The organism is Pseudomonas sp. NFACC45, from assembly GCF_900113505.1.
In the GTDB taxonomy this organism is placed as follows: Bacteria; Pseudomonadota; Gammaproteobacteria; order Pseudomonadales; family Pseudomonadaceae; genus Aquipseudomonas; species Aquipseudomonas tehranensis.
The window spans coordinates 304,605-324,543 of record NZ_FOPO01000004.1; the positions used below are offsets into that span (position 1 = coordinate 304,605).

Genomic DNA, 19,939 nt, shown 5'->3' on the forward strand with positions numbered 1-19,939 from the left:
GGAGGCAACCTGTGCTCCCGGCCTTTTCGTTATCGCGAAGCGGCAATCAATCAGAAGCGATAGCTGACAGAAGCACCGAGGCCGCTGGCACTGTTCTTATACGTGGAGCTGTAGGCGCCCCGGGTCGCTGAGGTGTGATTGACCTGCACGCTCTCTTCCCACAGATAAGAATAGGCAACGTCGATCGTGACATCGTCCACCGGCGTCCAGCCTGCACCGAAGCTGATCACCGTCCGGTCGCCCGTGGGAATACGTGGCCCGCGGTCGGTGTTGTTGGCGGGCGACTGGTCGACCGACAAGCCCGCGCGAAGCACCCACTGGTTGTTCAACCGGTACGCCGTACCGATGGCGTGGGCCCACGTGTCATGCCAGTTCTGCTCTTCGGCAACGGTGCTCAGCGAGCCACTGAGCAAAGGAGGCAAACCCGAGTTCTGGATGACCAGTTCCTTGAAGCGACTCCAGCGTGTCCAGGTGCTCCCCGCATAAAGCGTCCAGTCATCGTTGAGCTGATGAGTCACCGAGAAGTCCACCGACTCCGGTGTATCCACATCCAGCGAAGCGTCATAGCTCTGGCCGCTGACGCCCAGCAAGCTGAAGACTCCACCAGTAACCTTAGTCTTGGCGTCCAAGTGGTAACTGACTTTGGAGTGGTACGTCAGACCCACTCGGGTTCGGTCGGTAGCCTGCACCAGGATCCCCGCGTTGAAACCCAGGGCCGTGTCGTCGCCGGTGCTTTTGAGTTTTCCATCATTGCGCCCAGGACTGAGTGGATTGGGCACCATCCCGGACAACTCACCGCTGATACGGTTGATGGTAGGACCGAACCCGATCGACACTTTGTCGTTAAAGGCATAGCTGATAGTGGGCTGGAACGTGAGGGTCGTGACCTCGCTTTTGTTGGCGTAATAACGCCCGGCGAAACCGCTGCCATAGTCGGTAATCAGGCCGAAAGGAACATAAAAACCAACACCGAACGCCCAGTGCTCATCAATGGGATTGACGTAGTAACCCATCGGCACCGTGGTCGCTGGCACCATATCGCCGTCCTGCTGGCCACCGAAGGTGCTGCGAGTCTGGCTGATGTCGGACTTGGCGAACAGCGTCGCCGCCCCCAGACTGACCTGCTCCCTCTTCAAGCGAGACATGCCCGCCGGATTGCCAAAAACGGTGCTCGCATCTTCAGCAGAAGACGAGCGACCGGCAAACCCGGATCCCATCCCACTGATGCTTTGCTCATTAAGCGCGAAACCGCTCGCCAGCACATGAGAAGTTGCGAGCGCAACAGCGAGACCCAGCGGGGTTTTGAGCCATATTTTTTTCATTATTAAAACTCTTAAAAGCAGTAGCTGAGGTGAATGGAGCGGGTGTTGTGTTATGTGAAAATTGCCACGGTCTGGCGCGCCCAAAGCACTCGTCGACCGCTTTCGTCCCAGATTTCCATATCTTGCAATGAGTAACCTTCCAGCGCCTGCTGGCTGAAAGAACTGATAAGAAACCATTCACCAGCAACGGCCGGCTGCGGTAGATCAATCATCCAGGACGCAGAGCTGATGGCGGCAGGCTCGGTGAAGCAGGTCATGGCGGCCGGCGGCAAACTGTCAGCGAGCGCAACCAAGGCGACGGCCGGGTCCACGCCCTGTGCATCCAGGTGCCGCACCCACATCAACAGTTCGGGATTTTCTGCGCCAGATACTGGCAATGAACCGCCCGCCGCGCGCATCTCGAAGTTATGGGCGCAAGCCGGCGCGACGTTGCTATCCAGAACCAGCGTGGGGTATTTGGATGGCCCCTCTACAAGCGGTCTTCCCCATGAGTTGTGGGTGATTTTGCTCGCGCGCGGCTGAGCGAATAACAGCGTGGTGCGCAGCGCCAGGTCATCGCCCGACATACAGTCCACCGCTACCGAGGTGACTGACCGCCCTTGACGCAATACACTGGCTTGGAAGGTCTGGGCCTGTGTGACAGGACCAATGAACGACACCTGGGCTGACCTGAACGGCGGAAAATCTGTCGGACACTCACGCAAAACCGCTTGCAGCGACAGCGCCGCAGACAGACCGCCAAAGACCGTGCGCCCCTGCAGCCAGTTGGGTGGTGCAACAAAAGGTGAGTGTGGATCGAATTGCTGCAGCATCTGGGCAAAGCTGGTCATATCAACGCTCCCCTGAACTGACCGGTCGTGATCCCCACCAAGCAGCACGCAGGCGTCGCCCTCTCCCAATCGAAACGGGTGAATGGCATCGGTGAAGACCTGACCTGAAGAAAAGCGCAGGTCTGCGGCGGCGCTGGATCATGGCGATCTCTTGAGAACTGATTCGCCATACTTATTCAAGTGACCATTTGTGTCAACAGTCACAACCCAGGCAAATGAACACCTTCACTCAGAAGGTGAAATCACAGGGGACCCATGCGGCGATAAGTTGCAATGGCAATGCAGCCCTCAGCCTGAACTCAGGGCATGAGGCTACGCAGGATAAGATTGGAGGTGAGCGTTGGGGCATCCTCGATGCGATCGAGGTTGTACTGCAACAGCAACGGATTGACGAAAGGCTGGAGCGCCAGATGTATCGCGTCTACCGTCTCGTCCAGTGGCGTCCTGCGCTCGAACTCACCGAGTTCCCGACCCTCCCGTACGATCTGCAGAACAAAGTCTTTGATCTGGGCATTATAAACCTGCGAACTTGGCCAACGCTCCGAGGCCGAGAACGCGGCGATGTCGTATAGCTTGCGGTCATTGAAGAACAGGTCCGCGCCCGTGACCATCAGTGTTTTGACCATGCGTCTAAAGCGCTCCGTGGGTGAGAGGCCTTCCACCTTGATGGCCTGCTCCACGGCGGCAACGATTTGCGCCAGACAATTTTTGCAGATGGCTTCGCCGATGGCCTGTTTGGACTCAAAAAACTTGTAGATGTACGCCTTGGAAAACCCAATGGCCTTGGCCAGGTCGGACACCGTGGTCTTGCCGTAACCGTATTGACTGAAATGTTCGTTGGCCGCCGCGACAATTTGGTCTCGGATGTCATGGTCGACTGGGCCACGGACGCTGGGGGAGTTTGGCTGGTTCATGCAATCAGCTTACTGACCTCGGAGGCGGATGACAACTTGTGACTGAACGGTAATCAAGTCACATATCTAACGATTACGAAACCGCCGCCACCGCACCTGAACGCTGATATTCGGTAGAGTTCGCGCCCATCGAAGGCAGGGGCTGGCCGTCCCGATGCGCAAAGCCGTCTCGTTGGCGCCTATATGTGTTTCTACTCACTGGGCAGCGGACTGGGCGCCATCGCTGCTACTTATACCTATGCACACTTTGGCTGGGTCGCCGTTTGCATGTTAGGAGCTACCATCAGCGCAACTGCCCTGCTGTACTGGGTATATCTGGGACTCACTTTCAAATGACGTCCTGACATTTAAGATGCTTCTCACCATCCATGACCATTCCGCAGCATACGATTATCCAGCAAGACAGGTAACGTCTGTTCAACAGCCACTGTGGCCAAAGATGGACTTGTGCTCCAGATACTCCTCGAACCCGCATACCCCCCACTCGCGCCCGTTACCAGATTGCTTGTATCCGCCGAACGGTGCGCCATTGTCAGCCTTGCTGCCATTGAGATGGACCATGCCTGTACGCAGACGCCGAGCCACGGCGCGAGCGCGCTCCAACGTTCCGGCGCTCACATAACCTGAAAGACCGTAAGGACTGTCATTGGCGATGGCAATGGCTTCTTCTTCACTGTCGTAAGGGATGATCACCAATACGGGGCCGAATATTTCCTCCCTGGCAAGGGGTAGGTCGGGCTGAACGTCAGCGAATACCGTAGGCCTGGCGTAGAAGCCAGTCGCTACGCCCTCCGGACGCCCCAAGCCACCACACACTGGTTGTATGTCTTGCACCTCAGCCAGGAGCGTTTGTACCCGATCAAACTGCGCCTGATTGGCCAGAGGCCCCATGGCGGTGGCCGGGTCGCTGTCGTCAAAGCACATGTTGGCCGCGACCTCACGGGCAATGTCTATTGCCCGCGCCTGGACAGCACGAGGGACCAACATTCGTGTCGGCGCATTACACGACTGACCACTGTTGCGAAAACAGCTACTGACCCCATGACGGACCGCAGCTTCAATATCGGCGTCGGTGAGAATCAGGTTCGCCGACTTGCCACCCAGCTCCTGGGACACGCGCTTGACCGTATCCGCAGCCGCCTTTGCCACAGCGATCCCGGCGCCGGTGGAACCCGTGAACGAAACCATATCGATACCACCATGACGTGCGATGCCGTCGCCCAGGGTCGGCCCGTCGCCGTTGAGCAAGTTGAATACCCCCTTGGGCACACCGGCTTGGTGGAGGATATCGGCCAGGAGCATGGCCGACAGCGGCGCCTTTTCGCTGGGCTTGAGTATGACGGTACACCCCGCTGCCAGCGCGGGCGCCAGCTTGCAGGTGAGCTGGTTCAAGGGCCAGTTCCAAGGCGTGATCAAGCCGCACACACCAATGGGTTCACGGGTGATCAAAGTGCTGCCATGGGATCGGTCGAACTCATAGGTCTCAAGTACTTCGTAGGCCCGTTGCAAGTGGCCCAGGCCCGCCGGCACGTGTGCGCTTCGGGCCAGCGACAGCGGCGCGCCCATCTCCTGGTGCACGCACTGCGCCAACGCTTCGCTGTGCTGACGATAGCCGTCGATGATCGCTCTCAGCAGCTCCAGGCGCTGCTCGCGCGACCATTGCCCATAGTCCTCGAATGCGCGACGAGCCGCAGCCACACCACGGTCAAGATCGGCTACCGTGCCGAGGCTGATGGTGGCGATGGTACGTTCGGTTGACGGGTTGATCACCGGCAAGGTGTCGTTGCCCTGGGGCCTGACCCAGGCCCCATCCATGTAAAAGTCCAGATGATTCATCGAGTCGCCTCCAACGCCTTGAGCAAGGTGCTGAATACTAGGGCGACTTGTTCCTGATCAATGATGAGCGGCGGCGACAGCACTATGTTTTCTCCCGAAGCGCGTACCAGCACACCTGCCTCGAAACAGCGTTGGGCTACCTCTGCGGCCCGCGCGCCGGGGGCTTCGTTGCGAGGATTGAGCTCCACGGCGCAGAGCAAACCGATGGCGCGCACATCCAGCACCAGCGGGTGACCGCGCAAGGCCAGCGCCGCGCCTTGCCATGCAGGAGCTATTTGCCGGACGTGGGCATTGATTCCTAACTCCTCATGCACGTCCAGCGTTGCCAGGCCAGCGGCACATGCCAACGGATGAGCGGAATAGGTATAGCCATGCATCAACTCTATGGTCTGCTCCGGCCCCTGCATGAACGCGTCGTACACCTTACCGCTGACCAGCACTGCGCCCATCGGTACCGCACCGTTGGTCAGGCCCTTGGCCAGAGTCATCACGTCCGGTGTTACGCCAAAGGCCTGGGCGGCAAACGACTCGCCGACGCGGCCAAAACCTGTGATGACCTCGTCGAAAATCAGCAGTACACCGTGGAGATCACATATGTCTCGCAGTTTTCGCAAGTATCCGAGGGGCGGTGCATAGACGCCTCCGGAGCCGGTGACTGGCTCGACGATCACCGCCGCTACCGTGGCCGGGTCATGGATCTCCAGCAGTTGATACAAGGCGTCCGCGTATTGTGCGCCTAGTTCCGGCTGACCGGGACTGAAGCGCAAGCCTGCATCGTAAGGTAATGGCAGGTGCGCCACATCGCCGAGCAAAGGGCCGAAGTCGCGTTTCTGCCGACCGATGCCCGATACCGACAGTCCGCCAAACCCCATGCCGTGGTACCCCTTGGCCCGACCGATCAGCTTGGTTCGACGGCAATCACCCCGAGCCTGGTGATAGGCCCGAGCGATTTTCAAGGCTGTGTCCACGGCTTCAGAGCCGGAGTTGGTGAAGAACACCTTGTCCAGTCCAGACGGGGCGATCGCGGCCAGGCGGTCAGCCAGGCTCAGCGCCGCCGGATGGCTCATCTTGAATGAAGATACGAAATCCAGACGCCCCGCCGCCTCGCGGATCGCCTCTACAATCCGGGCCTGACCGTGGCCTGCATTGACACACCACAATCCCGCCATGGCATCGAGCACTTCGCGCCCATCGGTCGTTATGTAATGCATGCCGGCGGCGCGATCAAACAGCATCGGCTGACGGTTGAAGGGGCGCATCGCAGTAAAGGGTGCCCAGAAGGACGATGTCATTGGTTGTACTCCTTGGAAGGCTGAATTCGTGTTCCAAACAGGGCCGGACGCTGCAAGGCTCCAGCGTTGGTATTGACGCCCCGATCAAAGCGCAAGCTGCCGTTATGCGCCTGGCACCTGACGTGATCGCCGAACGCGGTTTCAACGAAACGCCAGTCCATCTGCAGTTCGCCTTCGGCGCTCCAACAAGCTTGAGCGATCACGGGGGTCTGCTCTGGCTGGTACTGGTGATGCAAGTAATTGCCCGTGATGCTGGTGATCGTCTCGATCGGCTGCTCGAATCCAGCCCGCACGTGATGCGTGCCACGGTGATCCACCAGGGTGAAATCGCAGTGCCCGTCCTGAAAGTCGAACGCCACCTCAAGCACCCCATCCTCGTTTGGCTGCATGGCAAAACGACCTTGCAATGCGCTGCTGGCGGATGAGCTTTTCAAGCCTTGCAGCATGGGTAGATACAGGCCTTCGACCAAGGCGTCGAGTTTTGCCTGATCGGCCAGCGGGGTGGCAGCCTTACGTCCCAACGCCGGATACAGGTGCTGCCACAGTGCTGAGTGCAAACGCTTCTCTCCCAGGCGAAGGCCACACGTAAAGACAATCACCGTGTCCTTGTCCGGCAGGATCATGCACTGCTGGCCGAACACCCCCGAGGCGTAATACCCACCACGCTCGGTCATCCACCATTGGTATCCATATCCTTCACGCTGGGCGTTGTTGGTACTATTTTTGTCGCGCGGCAGATACTGCTTGCCGTCGAACGCCCCCATCCAAACGTCTTGAACCTGATTGCGCGTGGCCTCGGCGACCCATTGCGGTGACAACAACTGCCGACCCTGCCATTGCCCCTGATTCAAGTGCAACACACCGAACTTCAACGAATCCTCGCTGGTGCAACTCAAGCCATTGCCGCCGGAATTGAAGCCACCCGGGGCCAGATCCCAGGCCAGTTGGTCAATCCCCAGATGGTCCAGGACGCGCTCCTGAAGAAGGGCGTGCACTGTCTGACCACTGACCTGGTTGACGATGGCCGACAGCATGAAACTGGAAGCACTGCTGTAGATAAAGGATTGACCCGGTGGCTCGTCTACCGGCTCGTTGAGAAAGGCCTCGACCCAGCTACTTTGCAGGTTGCGCCAGTCGCCGCCAGAAATGCCACGTTTGTGGCCGGTGCGCATGGTCAGCAGGTCTTCCACAGTCATGGCGGCAAGATTGGCGCTTATCGGCTGTGGACATGATTCGGGGAAGAAGCTGACCACCTTTGCATCAAGCGCCAGGCGACCATCGTCGATCAACAGACCGACAGCCGCCGCAGTCCAGCTCTTGGTGGCCGAGTGCTGTACATGCATGCGCCGCGCTGAATAGGGTCTCCAGAACGCCTCCACCACCACCGAGCCCTGACGGTAGAGCATGAAACTGTGCAGTTCCAGACCCGCTTCAGCGACGGCTTGCAGGAAATCAACAACCCCGGCCGGATCTACGCCCCGCTCGTGGGGCAAAGCTCTGGGCAGCGGAATGTACGTCATGATGGGTCCTCAATAATGTTTTTGTGTTTCAAATAATGCAGATAACTATTTGTTTTCTTCGGCCCTGATGTATTTGAGCCCCATATAATTCAGTTTCCGGTTATCCTTGCCTCCCCTGCCAACGGAGCGACCACACACCATGCCCCCACTGACTTCGCTGCAGACCAAAGTCGCCGGCCAGATTCTTTCCGCCATTGCCAGCGGCGATCTGCAACCCGGTATGCACCTCAAAGAAGTGGAGCTGGCTCAGCGCCTGGGCGTGTCGCGCTCGCCGATCCGTAGCGCGCTGTCGTATCTGGCCGAGCAAAAGGCCATCGAGCCATTGCCCCAGCAAGGCTTTCGTGTACCGCTGCAAGCCAACGATGGTCTGGCGCAACAGGTCGGCAAGTTGCAAAACGAAGAGGATCAGCTGTACACGCGGCTGATTGACGACCGCTTGAACCAGGCGCTGCCCGACCACATTTCCGAAAGCGATCTGCTGCGCCGATACGGCGTCGGTAAGAGCGTGTTGCGCCGCTGCCTGTTGCGGCTGTCCGACGAAGGCGTGATGCAGCGCAAGCACGGCCACGGCTGGCAGTTCCTGCCGACCTTGAACAGTCCACAGACCCGTTTGGAGAGCTATCGCTTTCGCATGCTGCTGGAGCCGGCGGGACTGCTGGAGCCCACATTCAAGATCAACGCCGAACAGTTCCGTCGTTGCCGTGAACGACAGATGGAACTGCTCGAAGGCAAGGTGGACGGACAACGCTTCATCGAATACAACGCCGAGTTTCACGAACTGCTGGCAGCGGCATCCGGTAATGGCTACATCCTGCAAGCGATCCAGCAGCAGAATCATTTGCGCCGACTGACCGAATTCCATACGGTCAGCAATGTAGAACGGGTCAAGGTGTCCTGCCGGGAACACCTGGCGATCCTCGACGCCCTGGAACAAGGCGACAATGAATGGGCGTCGACGCTGTTGCATCGACACCTGGATGTGGCCAGCAAGTTGCGAGTGGCACGTAACAAGGGGTAGTGCAAAACCTGGCAGCCACGCCAACCACTCCCATGCAAGCATCCGTCCTCGAGCAACGTCGGCAGCTACGTACCTCTCGCGGATATTCATTACCAGAGCGCCACGGTGTAACCGACGATCAGTCGGTTTTCATTCATGTCCCGCAGGTAGTTGGCCTTGTTGAACCCGTTTCTCCAGCGCAATGAAACACCTTTCAACGTGCCAGACTGGAACACATACCCAAGGTCGATATCCCGCTCCCACTCACGGCCTTCCCCCGCAAACCCTCGCACCTCAGCCTGGTCGCCCTTGGCCCAACGGGTGGAGAATGTCAGGCCGGGGATTCCCAGGGCCGCGAAGTCAAAGTCATACCGCGCATGCCAGACCCGCTCGTTGGTCTGGGAAAAGTTGCTTAGCTGATACTCGGAGAACAGATACGTATTGGTCCCGTCGACATACGTGAACGGCGTTTCTCCGTACTGCTCCTGATAGCCCGCGCCGACGCTGTGCCCCTTGAAGCTGTACATCGCCCGTGTGCTCAACGCACGGTTGTCCACCTGCCCCGCCAGGCCGGCACCGGACTTGTTCGCATCGAAGTAACGGATATCGGTCTTGAGCGTACCGCCCCCTAACGCAAAGCTGTTCTTCAGGCCCACATAATGCTGCTGGTAAATGTCCTCCAGTTGAGCGAAGTGATACGTCAGGGTCATGTTTGGCGTGAGTTTGTAATCGCCTCCCGCAAAGCGAAATTGATCGCTTCTGGCGCTGCTCCGGTAGGCACCGCTCTGGCTGGTCAATCCCATGTCTTCATATTCGGTGGATTCGCGCTGCCTGGTCTGGTCGATCTGTCCGCCGATCAATGTCAACCCGGCGATGTCTGCCGATGTCACCTGGGTGCCACGGAAGGTCTGCGGGAACAGGCGGCTGGTGTTGGGCTGTAACGTCGGCAGGTCCGGCAGCAGGTAACCACTGCGCAACTCGCTCTTGGCCAAACGTGCTTTTGCTGTAACGCCCAGCTTGGAGTACTCGTCATGGGCACGCCTGGAATAGCTCGGCTTACCCGGTGTCGTATCGTTGTCCCGGGGCAACAGACCGGAGCCCGAGCGATCAGGGCTGGAATCGAGTTTCAAGCCCAGCATGCCGACCGCGTCGACACCGAAACCCACCGTACCTTCAGTAAACCCTGATTTGAGATTGAGGATGAAGCCCTGGGCCCATTCCTCGCGCTTGGATTGCCCGGCATTTTCACGGTAGTCGCGGTTGAAGTAGTAATTCTTCAGATCCAGATCGGCCTTGCTGTCCTTGAAGAAGTCAGCCTGCGCCGTGGCGCACCACAGCCCCCCGCCCATCAAACCGACACTTCTCAAAATCAGATTAAGGTTGTTGTGCATGTTCTTGGCTCCTGGCAGTCGATGTAATGAGTGGTCTTATTGTTTTTTGGGCACGACATTCCCCCTCGCGCTGGTTTCAAACCTTCGCGTTCAATGAAGCCGGGGGGGTTAAACGGCCGGTCGTATTCGGTAGCCGCCGTTCTCAAGCTTCTCAAGCGGACTGGCCGCTGCCAGTAGCTGCCGGGTATACGGGTGCTGCGGATGGTCGAAAATCTGCTCGCGTGGCCCCACTTCCACTACATGCCCCTGGTGCATCACGGCCACACGATGGGCAATGCGCTCCACCGCTGCCAGGTCATGGGAAATGAACAGGCAGGCGAATCCGTAATGCGCCTGGAGACGCTCGAACAGTTCCAGGATCTGTTTCTGGATAGTCATGTCCAAGGCAGAGATCGGCTCATCGGCGATCACCAATTGCGGGTGCCGTACCAGCGCACGACCAATGGCCACGCGCTGGCGTTGACCGCCGGATAACTGATGGGGAAAGCGCTCGATAAATTGCTCGTCCAGGCCGATATCCTCGAGGGTCTGGCGCACCCGTTCACGGCGCTGCACACCGTTCAGGTCGGGCTCGTGGCGCAGTGGTTCGGCGAGAATTTCACCCACTTTCATCCGCGGATTGAGGGATGAATAAGGGTCCTGGAAGATCATCTGGCATTGCAGGCGATGGGTACGGTTGGCGGCCTTGAGGATATCCACGCCCTTGAAGCGAATGGCCCCGGCGCAAGGCTTGATCAAGCCCACCAACGAACGGCCGAGGGTGGTCTTGCCCGACCCACTTGCGCCGACCAGAGCCAGGGTTTCGCCCGGAGCGATCACCAGGCTGGCGGAATGCACCACGCGGTTGTGCTTGCGTTTGCCCCAGAATGAGGTGAGTCCTGGGTGTTCGATGCTCACCTGCTCGACCTCCACCAACGGCCCGTCATTCGCAGGCAGGGGCGCTAACACGCCACGGCGCGGCAAGGCCTCCAGCAATTGTCGGGTGTACTCGGCTTTGGGCGCCAGCAGCACCTCTTCGATGCTTCCCTGCTCCACGGCCTGGCCATGCCGCATCACCACCACCTTGTGGGCATAACGGGCCACCAGCGAAAGGTCATGGCTGATGAACAGAATGGCCGTGCCCTGCTCCCTTGTCAGCTCGAGCATCAGCTCGATCACATCCAGTTGTGCCAGGCAATCCAGGGCGGTGGTTGGCTCGTCCGCGATCAACAAGGCCGGACGCAACAGCATCACCGATGCCAACATGATTCGTTGCCGCATCCCCCCGGAGAATTGGTGCGGATAGGACTCCAGGCAACCCTCGGCATCCTTGATGCCGATACGCTGCAACATGGTGACGCAGCGTTCGCGGATCTGTGCGGCATCCAGGTCAGTGTGCAACACGAGAGCTTCACTCATTTGCTGGCCGATCTTGAGTGCCGGATTGAGCGAGACCATGGGCTCCTGAAACACCATACCGATGCTCGCTCCCCGGATGGCCCGCAGTTCCTCGGCGCTGATACTGACCAGGTCGCGCCCCTCGAAATCCAGGCGCCCGCCACATACCTGCATCGGCAATGGCAACAAACCGATGGCAGCACGGGCAGCCATGGTCTTGCCGCTTCCGGACTCGCCCACCAGCGCAACGATCTCGCCTGGTGCGATACTGAAACTGAGATTGTCTACCGCCAGGGGGCCATGATCGCCAACACGAATCCTGAGGTTTTCAACACTCAACAAAACAGAATCAGCAGGCATATTCACTTCCTCATCCGTGGGTCAAGACGATCACGCAATGCATCGCCAAACAGGTTGATCGCCAATAGGGTCAAGCAGATAAACAGCCCGGGAAACACGCCCAGCCAGGGTGCCGACGCCATGTATGGCCGGCTGCTGGCCAGCATGTTTCCCCAGGTAGCCGCAGGCGGTGGTACACCCAGGCCGAGAAAGCTCAAGGCGCTCTCCGACAGCAGCGCCCAGCCGAACATGCTGGTGGCGAGCACGCACAACGGTGCCAGGCAGTTGGGAGCAATATGCCGCAGCATGGTGTACAACTCAGAATTGCCGATTACCCGCGAGGCTTCGATGTATTCCAGCTCCCGCAGGGACAAGACGGTTGCGCGCACAACACGCACCACCGAAGGCGTGTAGGCAATGCCCAGGGCCAGGACGATGCCGTACTTGCTGGCACCGATGATCGCCATGATGCCCAAAGCCATGAGGATGCCGGGAAATGCCAGCAAGGCATCGTTGAACATCATCAAGATACGGTCGGTCCAGCCACGCAGGTAACCGGCCAACATGCCGATAAGCGTGCCGGCCAGCACCGCGACGCTGACAGTCAGCAGGCTGATCCACAGACTGGTACGCGCACCGATCAACAAACGACTGAACACATCGCGCCCAAACTCATCGGTACCCAGCCAATGGATCGCCGACGGTGCCTGCAAGCGCGACAACAGATCTATCTTCAGCGGATCGAACGGCGACCACACCAGGCCCATCAGTGCCAGGGCTATCAGTGTGAGCAACAATCCGCCGCCGATCAGCGCGTTAGCCGGTGCCCAAGCACGTTGTCGCTTGGCCTGGGCCTGGGCCGGAGCGACAATTGCCGCAGGGATATCGGAACTCATAATTTCACCCTAGGATCGAACAGCGGATAGAGCAGATCCACGCACAGATTGACCAGTACATAGATAAATGTGATCAGCAACAGGCAGCCCTGGAGCACCGGGTAGTCGCGGGCGAAAATCGCATCCACCATCAACCGACCGATCCCCGGCAGCGTGAACACGGTTTCCAGGACCGCGATGCCGCCCAACAGATTGCCAAGGATCAGGCCGACCAGGGTCCAGGTCGGGGCAAAGGCATTCGGCAAGGCGTGTTTCCATAACACCGCACGCTCCGACAAACCCTTGGCACGGGCATGGGCGATGTATTCCAAGCGCAACACCTCAATGGTACTGGCCCGGGCCATACGGGTGATTGCTCCGACTTCCACCAGGGTCAAGGTCACCACCGGCAACACCATGTAACTCATGGCCTGCCAGGGCGCCTGGGAAAAGCTCACGTAGCCCACCACCGGCAACCAACCTAGCTGGATACCGAAGGTATGCAGCAGCAGCAAACCGAGCCAAAAACTGGGAATTGACAGCAACAAGGTAGCCACGGTGACCAGCCCCAGGTCGATTGGGCTGTTCTGTTTCCACGCCGCGATCAGACCGATCGGCACGGCAATCACTGTCGCCAGTAGCACCGCCACCAGTACGATGGTCGCACTGACGGCGAAGCGGTCGAGAATCAACGGTAGCACTGCCTGTTTGGTACTGATGGAAGTCCCGAGGTCGAAACTCAGCACCGCCTTGAACCAGATCAGGAACTGCGTTACCAGTGAATGATCCAGTCCCAATGCGTGGCGCATGTCGGCCAGGCTCTGGGGATCAGCCATATCGCCCAGCATCAATAGTGCAGGATCCCCCGGGATGAGGCGGATCAGAGCGAACACCATCACGGAAATCAGTAACAGGGTCGGTATCGCCATCCCGAGCTTTTGCAGGATAAAACGCAACATGTTCAGGCTCCGCTTTACTGGGCCGCGAGGCTGACGCCCCACAACCGTGGCGAAGAGACCGGCCAGGAATGGAAGCCCTTCACGTTGTCACGCAGTGCGGCGGCGACTGTACCGTTATAAATGATGACCATCGGCGTATCGTGAATCATCATCCGATGCAGTTGATCAAAGAGCTCCTGACGCTTGGCCGTGTCGCTCTGGCGCACCGCTTCACGCAGCAGCCCTTGAGCCTGGGGATTGTCCCAAACCTTGCGTGGTTCCTTGGTTTTGTCACCCATCAGCGAATCGAAGCTCAGGGCCGGGTCGAGACGGGAGGAATACGAGAACGCCATCATCTGGTAATTCCCGCTCTGGTAGCGCTCCAACTGGGTCCCCCACTCCATGGTTTCCATTTGGATGTTCAAGCCGCTGGCCTGAGCCATGGCCTGGCTGAGCAACCCCATGTCGAACATTTGCGAATAACGCTTGTTGACGATCATCTTGATCGGCTGGCCTTGATAACCGGCCTCTTTGAGCAATCGTTGGGCCTCCTGCGGGTCGTACCGATACCCCTGCTTGGCCGTCGCATTGTAAAAGGGGCTGGTTTGTGGAATCGCTGAGTTGTTGGGCTCGGACGTGCCATTAGTTAACGCAGTAACCATCTGGCCATAGTCCAGCGAATGGGCGATGGCCTGGCGGATACGAACATCCTTGAGCAACGGGTCGTTGGTTTGGAACAGTAAGCCGCAGATCGCCATGATCGGACTGAAAGAGATCTGCACGCCCTGCGTCGCTTTCAACTCCTCGGCATCGCTGGCACTGACGTTGGGCAGCAGGTCGACGTTATTGGACATTAGGGCCGCCTTGGCCGAAGACGGGTCGGGAATCACCATGAAACGCACCCCATCCACTAACGCCTGTTTTTTGCCGGTAAAGCCATCCGGTCCTGCATCGTCACGCTGGCTGTAGTCCTTGAACCGCGACAACAGGACCGACTGCCCGGGTTTCCATTCGGCAAGGCTGAACGGCCCAGTGCCGATCGGCGCCTTCCAACTGCCGTCCGCCGCCAGCGAATCCGGGTGCAGGATGCCGCTGCCGCCGCAATCGGGACGAGCCATGGAGGCAAGGAATAGACCGCTCGACTGGTCCAGATGGAACACCACGGTCAACGGGTCCGGCGTCTCGATACTGATGATCTTTGCCCCGCCCCGACCGTCGAACTCTGCCAGGCAACGCCACTGGTTTTCCGGATTGAGATAGCGCTCCCACGTCCACTTCACATCATTAGCGGTCAGTATCGCGCCGTTCTGGAAATGCACGCCTTCGCGAAGCTTGAAGGTGTAGGACTTCCCGTCATCGGACAGTTGCACCTGGCGGGCCAGCAAGGGACCGACTGAAGCGTCCTCGCGATGGGCAACCAGGCCTTCGACAATGTGCAGCATGACCGTGTCGGTATTCTCGTCACGGTTGACGCCCGGTTCGGTGCTACGGATGTCGGCGTTCAAGCCAACGCGCAAGGTGCTCTGTGCCTGCACCAGGCCGGTGCCGAGAGTGGCCAGGCTGAGGGCTTGCAGGGTCACGCACAACGTTCTGGTGAGTAAGCGATTCACGGGAGAGGTTCTCCTTCGCTGAAAGGACCGGCCCAGGGGGCAGGAAGCCGGCTTCAAGCCTTTGTAAGTCGTTGTTGTAATGGCCTGATCGGAATCAGCGCCGCGGATATTTTTGTTTTTTTAAATTCACAGCGACAAATTTACAGCATAAATCACACATGTAAATGTTTTTTTTAATATAAAAATACATTGAAGACGCTCAACCCTGTTCCAATCGAATGCCCAAAACCAAACAAGGACCTAAGGTCCTTGTTTGGTTTTTACTCATCCCTGCGTTTTCGTTCTGCTTCAGGCGGATACGACCACCATGGCGACATCAGGCCGAGCACATTCTCCTCGGGAGCGTCCGCCATCCGGTGTCCCCGAAGAAGTCCTAGCGCTGCATTCCCCAGCGCTTGACGGTGACCCGCTCGACCGTGGCGAACACCAGATTCTCCACCAGCAGGCCAATCAGGATTACCGCAGCCAGGCCGGCGAATACCTTGTCGGTGTACAGCTCGTTGCGGTTCTGGAAGATGTACCAGCCCAGGCCGCCCTTGCCGCTGGAGGCGCCGAACACCAACTCGGCGGCGATCAGCGTGCGCCAGGCAAAAGCCCAGCCGATCTTCAGGCCCGCCATGATCGACGGCAGCGCTGCCGGGATCAGGATGAACAGCACGAAGCGCAGGCCCTTGAGGCCATAGTTGCGCCCTGGAACGCGATGGTCTGCTGATTCGGTGAGAGTTCGATGAAATACCGCCCCGTGTTGAGTATGAGCTGACTCCGCTGGGCATGGGGCTATTGATTCGTATGTCCCCTATCTGGACTTGGGTCGTTGAAAACGTCGACGACTTCCGCAAGGCACGGCGCCGTTTCGACAGTAAGGGTGGCCAAAAACCTTCATGGCAAATCCCCACCCCGGCGCCAGTAAAATCCGAAGCACCTGACTAATCGTTGCGTTACACCCCCCCCTTAAAGGCTCAATCGGACCAAGCGTACGTATGATTCACCTCGTGTAAGCTCGGTGTTCATCACTGAATCTGCGGACCATCGAGGGGAATATCGAGGATAAAGGTTGCGCCCCGTCCAACCCCGTCGCTGTGCACGGTCAAGCTGCCCCCCATTTCCTGCGCGGCCAGCGCGCAGCTGTGCAGGCCGAAACCGTGACCATCTTTGCGAGTAGTGAAGCCATGGGAAAAGAGCCGCGCCAGGTGCTCCGGCGCGATCCCATTGCCGTTGTCGGTCACCTTGATACGCAACGCTGGCCCGTCAGCCAGGAAGGCGCTGAACGTGATGCACGGGCGGCGATCGGTCACGCCGTTCATTGCTTGCTTGGCATTGCGGATCAGGTTCACCAGAATCAGCAGCACCCGATGCCGGTCCAGCGACAGCAAGGGCAAGTCGGCAATGTCCTTGACCACCGTCACCTCCTGACGCGCCAGTGATCCAGCACTCATGCGCAAGGCATCATCGATCAATTCCGGGACCGGTACTGTCTCGACGATACTGACGGCAACGGCATAGGATTGCTGGGCAGCGACAATGGTCTTGATGTGGTCAATGCCCTTGGTGAGTTGCCCGAGTTCTTCGATGATGCCCTGTTGCTCTGTCGCCACCACCTCCGCCAGCTTGAGCAGATAGCCGGGCAGCAACTTTCCTTTGTGGTCTGTGGTGAGAAAATCGCTCAAGTCATGGACGTGTTCGTTCATCATCTGAGCCACCTTGCCCAGCCCTTGGGCTTTGGAGGTGCGCATCAGACTGCTGACCAGTTCTGCCGATACGTTCACGCTGTTGAGGACGTTGCCGACGTTGTGCAGCACAGTCGTAGCGATTTCGGCCATGCCCGCCTGACGGGATTTTGCATGCAGTTCGGTTTGCACTTGGCTCATGCGTAGCGCCGCGCGTACGCGAGCCATGAGCTCCAGCGGTGAGAAGGGTTTGGCGATATAGTCATCGGCGCCACTCTCCAGCCCGGAGACGCAGGCCTCGCTACCGCCACGGGCGGTCACCAGAATCACCGGTAAGTGGGCAAAACCGGCGCTGGCTTTGATTCTGGCGGTCAGGCCAAAGCCATCGAGTTTCGGCATCATTACATCCGAAACGACCACATCGATGGGTCGACGCTGCAGGAGTGCCCAGGCCTGCTCTCCATCAACTGCGGTGGCGACGATGTAATCGTTTTGCAAAAGTTCTCTGAGATAGCTGAGCATTTCCGGGCTGTCGTCGACCACCAGCACTCTGGATCGCAAGGCGTGTTCCGGGTGCTGCTCGTCGCCCGCGCCTTGCGTCGCGACTTGGTCGATGCGACTGCCTTGGTGGCCGTCGTCGAAACGCAGGAGGCGCTGCTCAATAGTGCTTGTTGTGCTCGATGACGATCGCTCCTGCATATTGCTGGCTTCGGTCAGCATGGTGTTTGGCTCGGCCCCCAGCGGAAGTCGAACAAAGAAGCACGAACCCCGTCCAGGCTCACTGTTGACGCCGACTTCGCCCCCCATCAGTTCGGCCAGATCCTTGACCAGGGCCAGACCGATGCCTGTACCGCTGTAGTGGCGCGTAGCGGAATTGTCGATCTGGGAAAAACGCTGGAACAGCAACGGCAGCTTGTCAGGCGCAATGCCGATCCCCGAGTCTTGCACCGCGAGTTCAAAACGCTCGCCATCAATCAGCGTCACTGCCAGGTGCACGGTGCCGCCAGCGGGCGTGAACTTGATGGCATTGCTCACCAGGTTGAGAAGAATTTTCTCGAAGTGTCGGGGGTCCAGGAACACCGTGCCGAGCGCAGGATCGATGCTGCTGGTTAAGGTGCAGCCTTTGCCCTCGGCCACCATGGCGGCATCCTCGGCCAGCACCCCCACCATCTTGTTCAAATCAACTGGCGAGGCACACAACTCGAACTTGCCCGCTTCGGCCTTGGAAAAATCGAGGATGTCGTTCACCCGGTTCATCAAGCGCAGCGCATTGCGTTGGGCGCGGTCGATTTGCACATGCCAGTCCGCCGGCGGGATGGTCGCCGCCGAGAGCTGCTCCAGGGGGGCGAGAATGAGGGTCAGGGGGGTGCGCAGTTCGTGGCTGACCGTGGCGACGAAATCGCTCTTCGCCTGGTTAGCCGTCTCGGCCTGGTTGCGCGCCAGAATGAGCTCGACGGCCTGTGCCTCCAGCACCTCGGTCTGTTGGTGCAGTGTGTCGGTCCGTTCGGCGACCATTCTCTCCAAGGACGCCTGGACTTGCTGTCGTTCGGCTTCGGCCTCAGCCTCCAGCACCCGGATGCGCAGGGCATTCTCCTGGAACACCCGTACGGCGCGGGTCATGATTCCAATCTCGTCACCGCGTCCGGCGCTGGCGATCTCGGCGTTCAGGTCGCCGGCCGCAAGCCTGCGCATGACCGAGGCCAGGGCCACGATGGGCTGTGCGACAAATCGCGACGTGCTCCAGGCGATGGCGCCGGCTAGCAGGATGGCGATGGTACCGGCAACTATCGTTGCAAGCATGCCGCGATCATTGTGGACCAAGGCGTCGGAACGCGCTTGACCCGCGAAGCGCGCAACCAACTGGCCGGCGCTGCGTGCCTCGTCGCGAACCTGGTCGCGCGCGTCGCTCAAAGCGTTGCTCGCCTGATGGAACCTGGCGAATGCTGCCCGGTAGCCGACAATCTGTTCGCTGACCGTCAGGGGCGTAGCCTTGGCTTGCAGTCCCCCGGACGAAGGCAGAACCCGAGCGAGACGGGAGAGTTCATCAAGGATGTGGCCGACAGAGCTGGCGACCTCGGCTGACGGTGAGAGGCGAAACGACAAGGTCTGCGCCTCAAGGGTGGCTACACGCTCGGCGAAACGCTTGGACAGCGCGGCGGCATTGTTCAGCAAACCGGTGGCTGCCTGAATGTCGCTTGCGTCATGAGCAACGCGCCCATCCACCTCACTCAACATTGCCTCGAGGTGCTCGACCACATCGCCTACGACGGCGAGCTGCCGCAAAGCCTCGCCTTCCCGCAACTTGGGCGCCTCACCAAGGCGCTCTACCGTCACACAGGTAGCAACGACCGCCGTCGCCAACTGGTTCAGGGTCTCTCTTTCCTGCGGTTCCCCCATCACCTCGCGCAATTGCTCGACCACGGGCGGGAGTGCCGCGCAGGCGTTGCGCGCCGCGGCCGCCCCATCACCGGTCACCAGCATCTTGGCCACATTGGCGATGATGATCCGTTCGCCGTTGCGTAGGATATCCAGGATGCGATGGGCGCTTTCAATGTTGCTCACCTGCGCCTGGTGCTCAGCGGTGCGGGCATCAAGCCCCTTCAGCCCATCGGCAATGCCCTGTTCGACCAGGATCGTCGCTTCTCGCATCCGGCCGTAGTGGGCTGTCATGTTCTCCGTTTCGCCATCCATGGTCAGGGTCGCCGCCCGCAAAGCGGCGATCGCTGCGGCGAGCCTGTCCAGTCCACCCTTGAGCGATTGCGCCTCTGCCACGGCAATGGCGGTAAGGCCAGCGATAGCCGTCGCCACCATGCCTTCGGCCTGGGAGAGGCTTTCCTGGTCGCGGGTGGCGATGAAGTTTTCCACCCGCTCGGTGGCCCCGTTGACCGAGGCCAGTATTTCTGCGGAATGGCTGGCCGAATCCACCGAACGAACCATGCCTCGCAGGCCATAAAGGTTCACTAGCGATACCGTCAGCATCAGAAACACCAGTGCGGCGACCGCCAGCCCGATCCTGACGGCAATAGGCCTG

General features: G+C 59.3%; 13 protein-coding genes and 5 pseudogenes. 3 read left to right on the top strand and 15 right to left on the bottom strand.

Annotated elements, in window-relative coordinates; genetic code table 11:
- Positions 1 to 50: 50 nt before the first annotated feature.
- The 3 genes from BM132_RS09305 to BM132_RS09315 all read right to left on the bottom strand — a co-directional run bounded on the left by BM132_RS09305 (position 51) and on the right by BM132_RS09315 (position 3,066).
- The gene (locus BM132_RS09305) at positions 51 to 1,322 is read right to left on the bottom strand and encodes an OmpP1/FadL family transporter (RefSeq protein WP_092454820.1); all 1,272 of its coding nucleotides are present in this window, start codon (positions 1,320 to 1,322) and stop codon (positions 51 to 53) included.
- Between the two features lie 50 nt (positions 1,323 to 1,372).
- Positions 1,373 to 2,152, bottom strand: coding sequence for a thioesterase family protein (locus BM132_RS09310; protein WP_092454822.1), 780 nt, complete (start codon positions 2,150 to 2,152; stop codon positions 1,373 to 1,375).
- 299 nt (positions 2,153 to 2,451) lie between these two features.
- Entirely contained in the window at positions 2,452 to 3,066 is a 615-nt protein-coding gene (locus BM132_RS09315; protein WP_092454824.1) for a TetR/AcrR family transcriptional regulator, read from the bottom strand.
- A 141-nt stretch (positions 3,067 to 3,207) separates the two neighbouring features.
- Here BM132_RS09315 and BM132_RS28670 point away from each other — a divergent pair.
- Positions 3,208 to 3,402, top strand: a pseudogene (locus BM132_RS28670) (MFS transporter); the annotation flags it as partial.
- Between the two features lie 81 nt (positions 3,403 to 3,483).
- On the opposite strand, the gene BM132_RS09325 reads toward BM132_RS28670, so the two are convergent.
- The 3 genes from BM132_RS09325 to BM132_RS09335 are packed head-to-tail and all read right to left on the bottom strand — an operon-like array spanning position 3,484 to position 7,714.
- Entirely contained in the window at positions 3,484 to 4,902 is a 1,419-nt protein-coding gene (locus tag BM132_RS09325; RefSeq protein ID WP_092454826.1) for an aldehyde dehydrogenase family protein, read from the bottom strand.
- Entirely contained in the window at positions 4,899 to 6,194 is a 1,296-nt protein-coding gene (locus BM132_RS09330; protein WP_092454828.1) for an omega-aminotransferase AptA, read from the bottom strand. Before BM132_RS09330 ends, BM132_RS09325 begins: the two co-directional genes overlap by 4 nt.
- On the bottom strand, positions 6,191 to 7,714 hold the full coding sequence (locus BM132_RS09335) for a serine hydrolase domain-containing protein (RefSeq protein ID WP_092454830.1): 1,524 nt from the start codon (positions 7,712 to 7,714) through the stop codon (positions 6,191 to 6,193). The genes BM132_RS09330 and BM132_RS09335 overlap by 4 nt, the downstream gene beginning before the upstream one ends.
- 139 nt (positions 7,715 to 7,853) lie before the next feature.
- On the opposite strand from BM132_RS09335, the gene BM132_RS09340 reads away from it, so the two are divergent.
- On the top strand, positions 7,854 to 8,732 hold the full coding sequence (locus BM132_RS09340; protein ID WP_092454832.1) for a GntR family transcriptional regulator: 879 nt from the start codon (positions 7,854 to 7,856) through the stop codon (positions 8,730 to 8,732).
- Between the two features lie 89 nt (positions 8,733 to 8,821).
- On the opposite strand, the gene BM132_RS09345 is transcribed toward BM132_RS09340, so the two are convergent.
- The 6 genes and pseudogenes from BM132_RS09345 to BM132_RS09370 form a co-directional block, all read right to left on the bottom strand.
- Positions 8,822 to 10,102: an OprD family porin gene (locus BM132_RS09345; RefSeq protein ID WP_092454834.1), complete on the bottom strand. Its 1,281-nt coding sequence runs from the start codon at positions 10,100 to 10,102 to the stop codon at positions 8,822 to 8,824.
- 108 nt (positions 10,103 to 10,210) lie between these two features.
- Positions 10,211 to 11,839, bottom strand: a complete 1,629-nt coding sequence (locus BM132_RS09350; protein ID WP_092454836.1) for an ABC transporter ATP-binding protein — start codon at positions 11,837 to 11,839, stop codon at positions 10,211 to 10,213.
- A 2-nt stretch (positions 11,840 to 11,841) separates the two neighbouring features.
- The gene (locus tag BM132_RS09355; RefSeq protein WP_092454838.1) at positions 11,842 to 12,714 is read right to left on the bottom strand and encodes an ABC transporter permease; all 873 of its coding nucleotides are present in this window, start codon (positions 12,712 to 12,714) and stop codon (positions 11,842 to 11,844) included.
- Entirely contained in the window at positions 12,711 to 13,652 is a 942-nt protein-coding gene (locus BM132_RS09360) for an ABC transporter permease (RefSeq protein WP_092454840.1), read from the bottom strand. Before BM132_RS09360 ends, BM132_RS09355 begins: the two co-directional genes overlap by 4 nt.
- A gap of 14 nt (positions 13,653 to 13,666) precedes the next feature.
- Entirely contained in the window at positions 13,667 to 15,241 is a 1,575-nt protein-coding gene (locus BM132_RS09365) for an ABC transporter substrate-binding protein (protein WP_092454842.1), read from the bottom strand.
- 373 nt (positions 15,242 to 15,614) lie between these two features.
- Positions 15,615 to 15,941 (bottom strand): annotated as a pseudogene (locus tag BM132_RS09370) (ABC transporter permease); the annotation flags it as partial.
- On the opposite strand from BM132_RS09370, the pseudogene BM132_RS28675 reads away from it, so the two are divergent.
- Positions 15,929 to 16,171: pseudogene (locus tag BM132_RS28675) on the top strand (winged helix-turn-helix transcriptional regulator); the annotation flags it as partial. The pseudogenes BM132_RS09370 and BM132_RS28675 overlap by 13 nt on opposite strands.
- An 80-nt stretch (positions 16,172 to 16,251) precedes the next feature.
- On the opposite strand, the gene BM132_RS28885 reads toward BM132_RS28675, so the two are convergent.
- The 3 genes and pseudogenes from BM132_RS28885 to BM132_RS28895 form a co-directional block, all read right to left on the bottom strand.
- Positions 16,252 to 17,136, bottom strand: coding sequence for a sensor histidine kinase (locus tag BM132_RS28885; protein ID WP_371264116.1), 885 nt, complete (start codon positions 17,134 to 17,136; stop codon positions 16,252 to 16,254).
- Positions 17,110 to 17,628, bottom strand: a pseudogene (locus BM132_RS28890) (response regulator transcription factor); the annotation flags it as partial. The pseudogene BM132_RS28890 and the gene BM132_RS28885, both read right to left, overlap by 27 nt.
- Positions 17,629 to 17,658: 30 nt before the next feature.
- Positions 17,659 to 19,887 (bottom strand): annotated as a pseudogene (locus BM132_RS28895) (ATP-binding protein); the annotation flags it as partial.
- Between the last annotated feature and the right edge of the window lie 52 nt (positions 19,888 to 19,939).

What these genes read in the sequence shown, in the direction of transcription:
- BM132_RS09305 (WP_092454820.1), bottom strand. Translation starts at nt 1,322, where the DNA reads ATGAAAAAAATATGGCTCAAAACCCCGCTGGGTCTCGCTGTTGCGCTC.
- BM132_RS09310 (WP_092454822.1), bottom strand. Translation starts at nt 2,152, where the DNA reads ATGACCAGCTTTGCCCAGATGCTGCAGCAATTCGATCCACACTCACCT.
- BM132_RS09315 (WP_092454824.1), bottom strand. Translation starts at nt 3,066, where the DNA reads ATGAACCAGCCAAACTCCCCCAGCGTCCGTGGCCCAGTCGACCATGAC.
- BM132_RS09325 (WP_092454826.1), bottom strand. Translation starts at nt 4,902, where the DNA reads ATGAATCATCTGGACTTTTACATGGATGGGGCCTGGGTCAGGCCCCAG.
- BM132_RS09330 (WP_092454828.1), bottom strand. Translation starts at nt 6,194, where the DNA reads ATGACATCGTCCTTCTGGGCACCCTTTACTGCGATGCGCCCCTTCAAC.
- BM132_RS09335 (WP_092454830.1), bottom strand. Translation starts at nt 7,714, where the DNA reads ATGACGTACATTCCGCTGCCCAGAGCTTTGCCCCACGAGCGGGGCGTA.
- BM132_RS09340 (WP_092454832.1), top strand. Translation starts at nt 7,854, where the DNA reads ATGCCCCCACTGACTTCGCTGCAGACCAAAGTCGCCGGCCAGATTCTT.
- BM132_RS09345 (WP_092454834.1), bottom strand. Translation starts at nt 10,102, where the DNA reads ATGCACAACAACCTTAATCTGATTTTGAGAAGTGTCGGTTTGATGGGC.
- BM132_RS09350 (WP_092454836.1), bottom strand. Translation starts at nt 11,839, where the DNA reads ATGCCTGCTGATTCTGTTTTGTTGAGTGTTGAAAACCTCAGGATTCGT.
- BM132_RS09355 (WP_092454838.1), bottom strand. Translation starts at nt 12,714, where the DNA reads ATGAGTTCCGATATCCCTGCGGCAATTGTCGCTCCGGCCCAGGCCCAG.
- BM132_RS09360 (WP_092454840.1), bottom strand. Translation starts at nt 13,652, where the DNA reads ATGTTGCGTTTTATCCTGCAAAAGCTCGGGATGGCGATACCGACCCTG.
- BM132_RS28885 (WP_371264116.1), bottom strand. Translation starts at nt 17,136, where the DNA reads ATGGCTCGCGTACGCGCGGCGCTACGCATGAGCCAAGTGCAAACCGAA.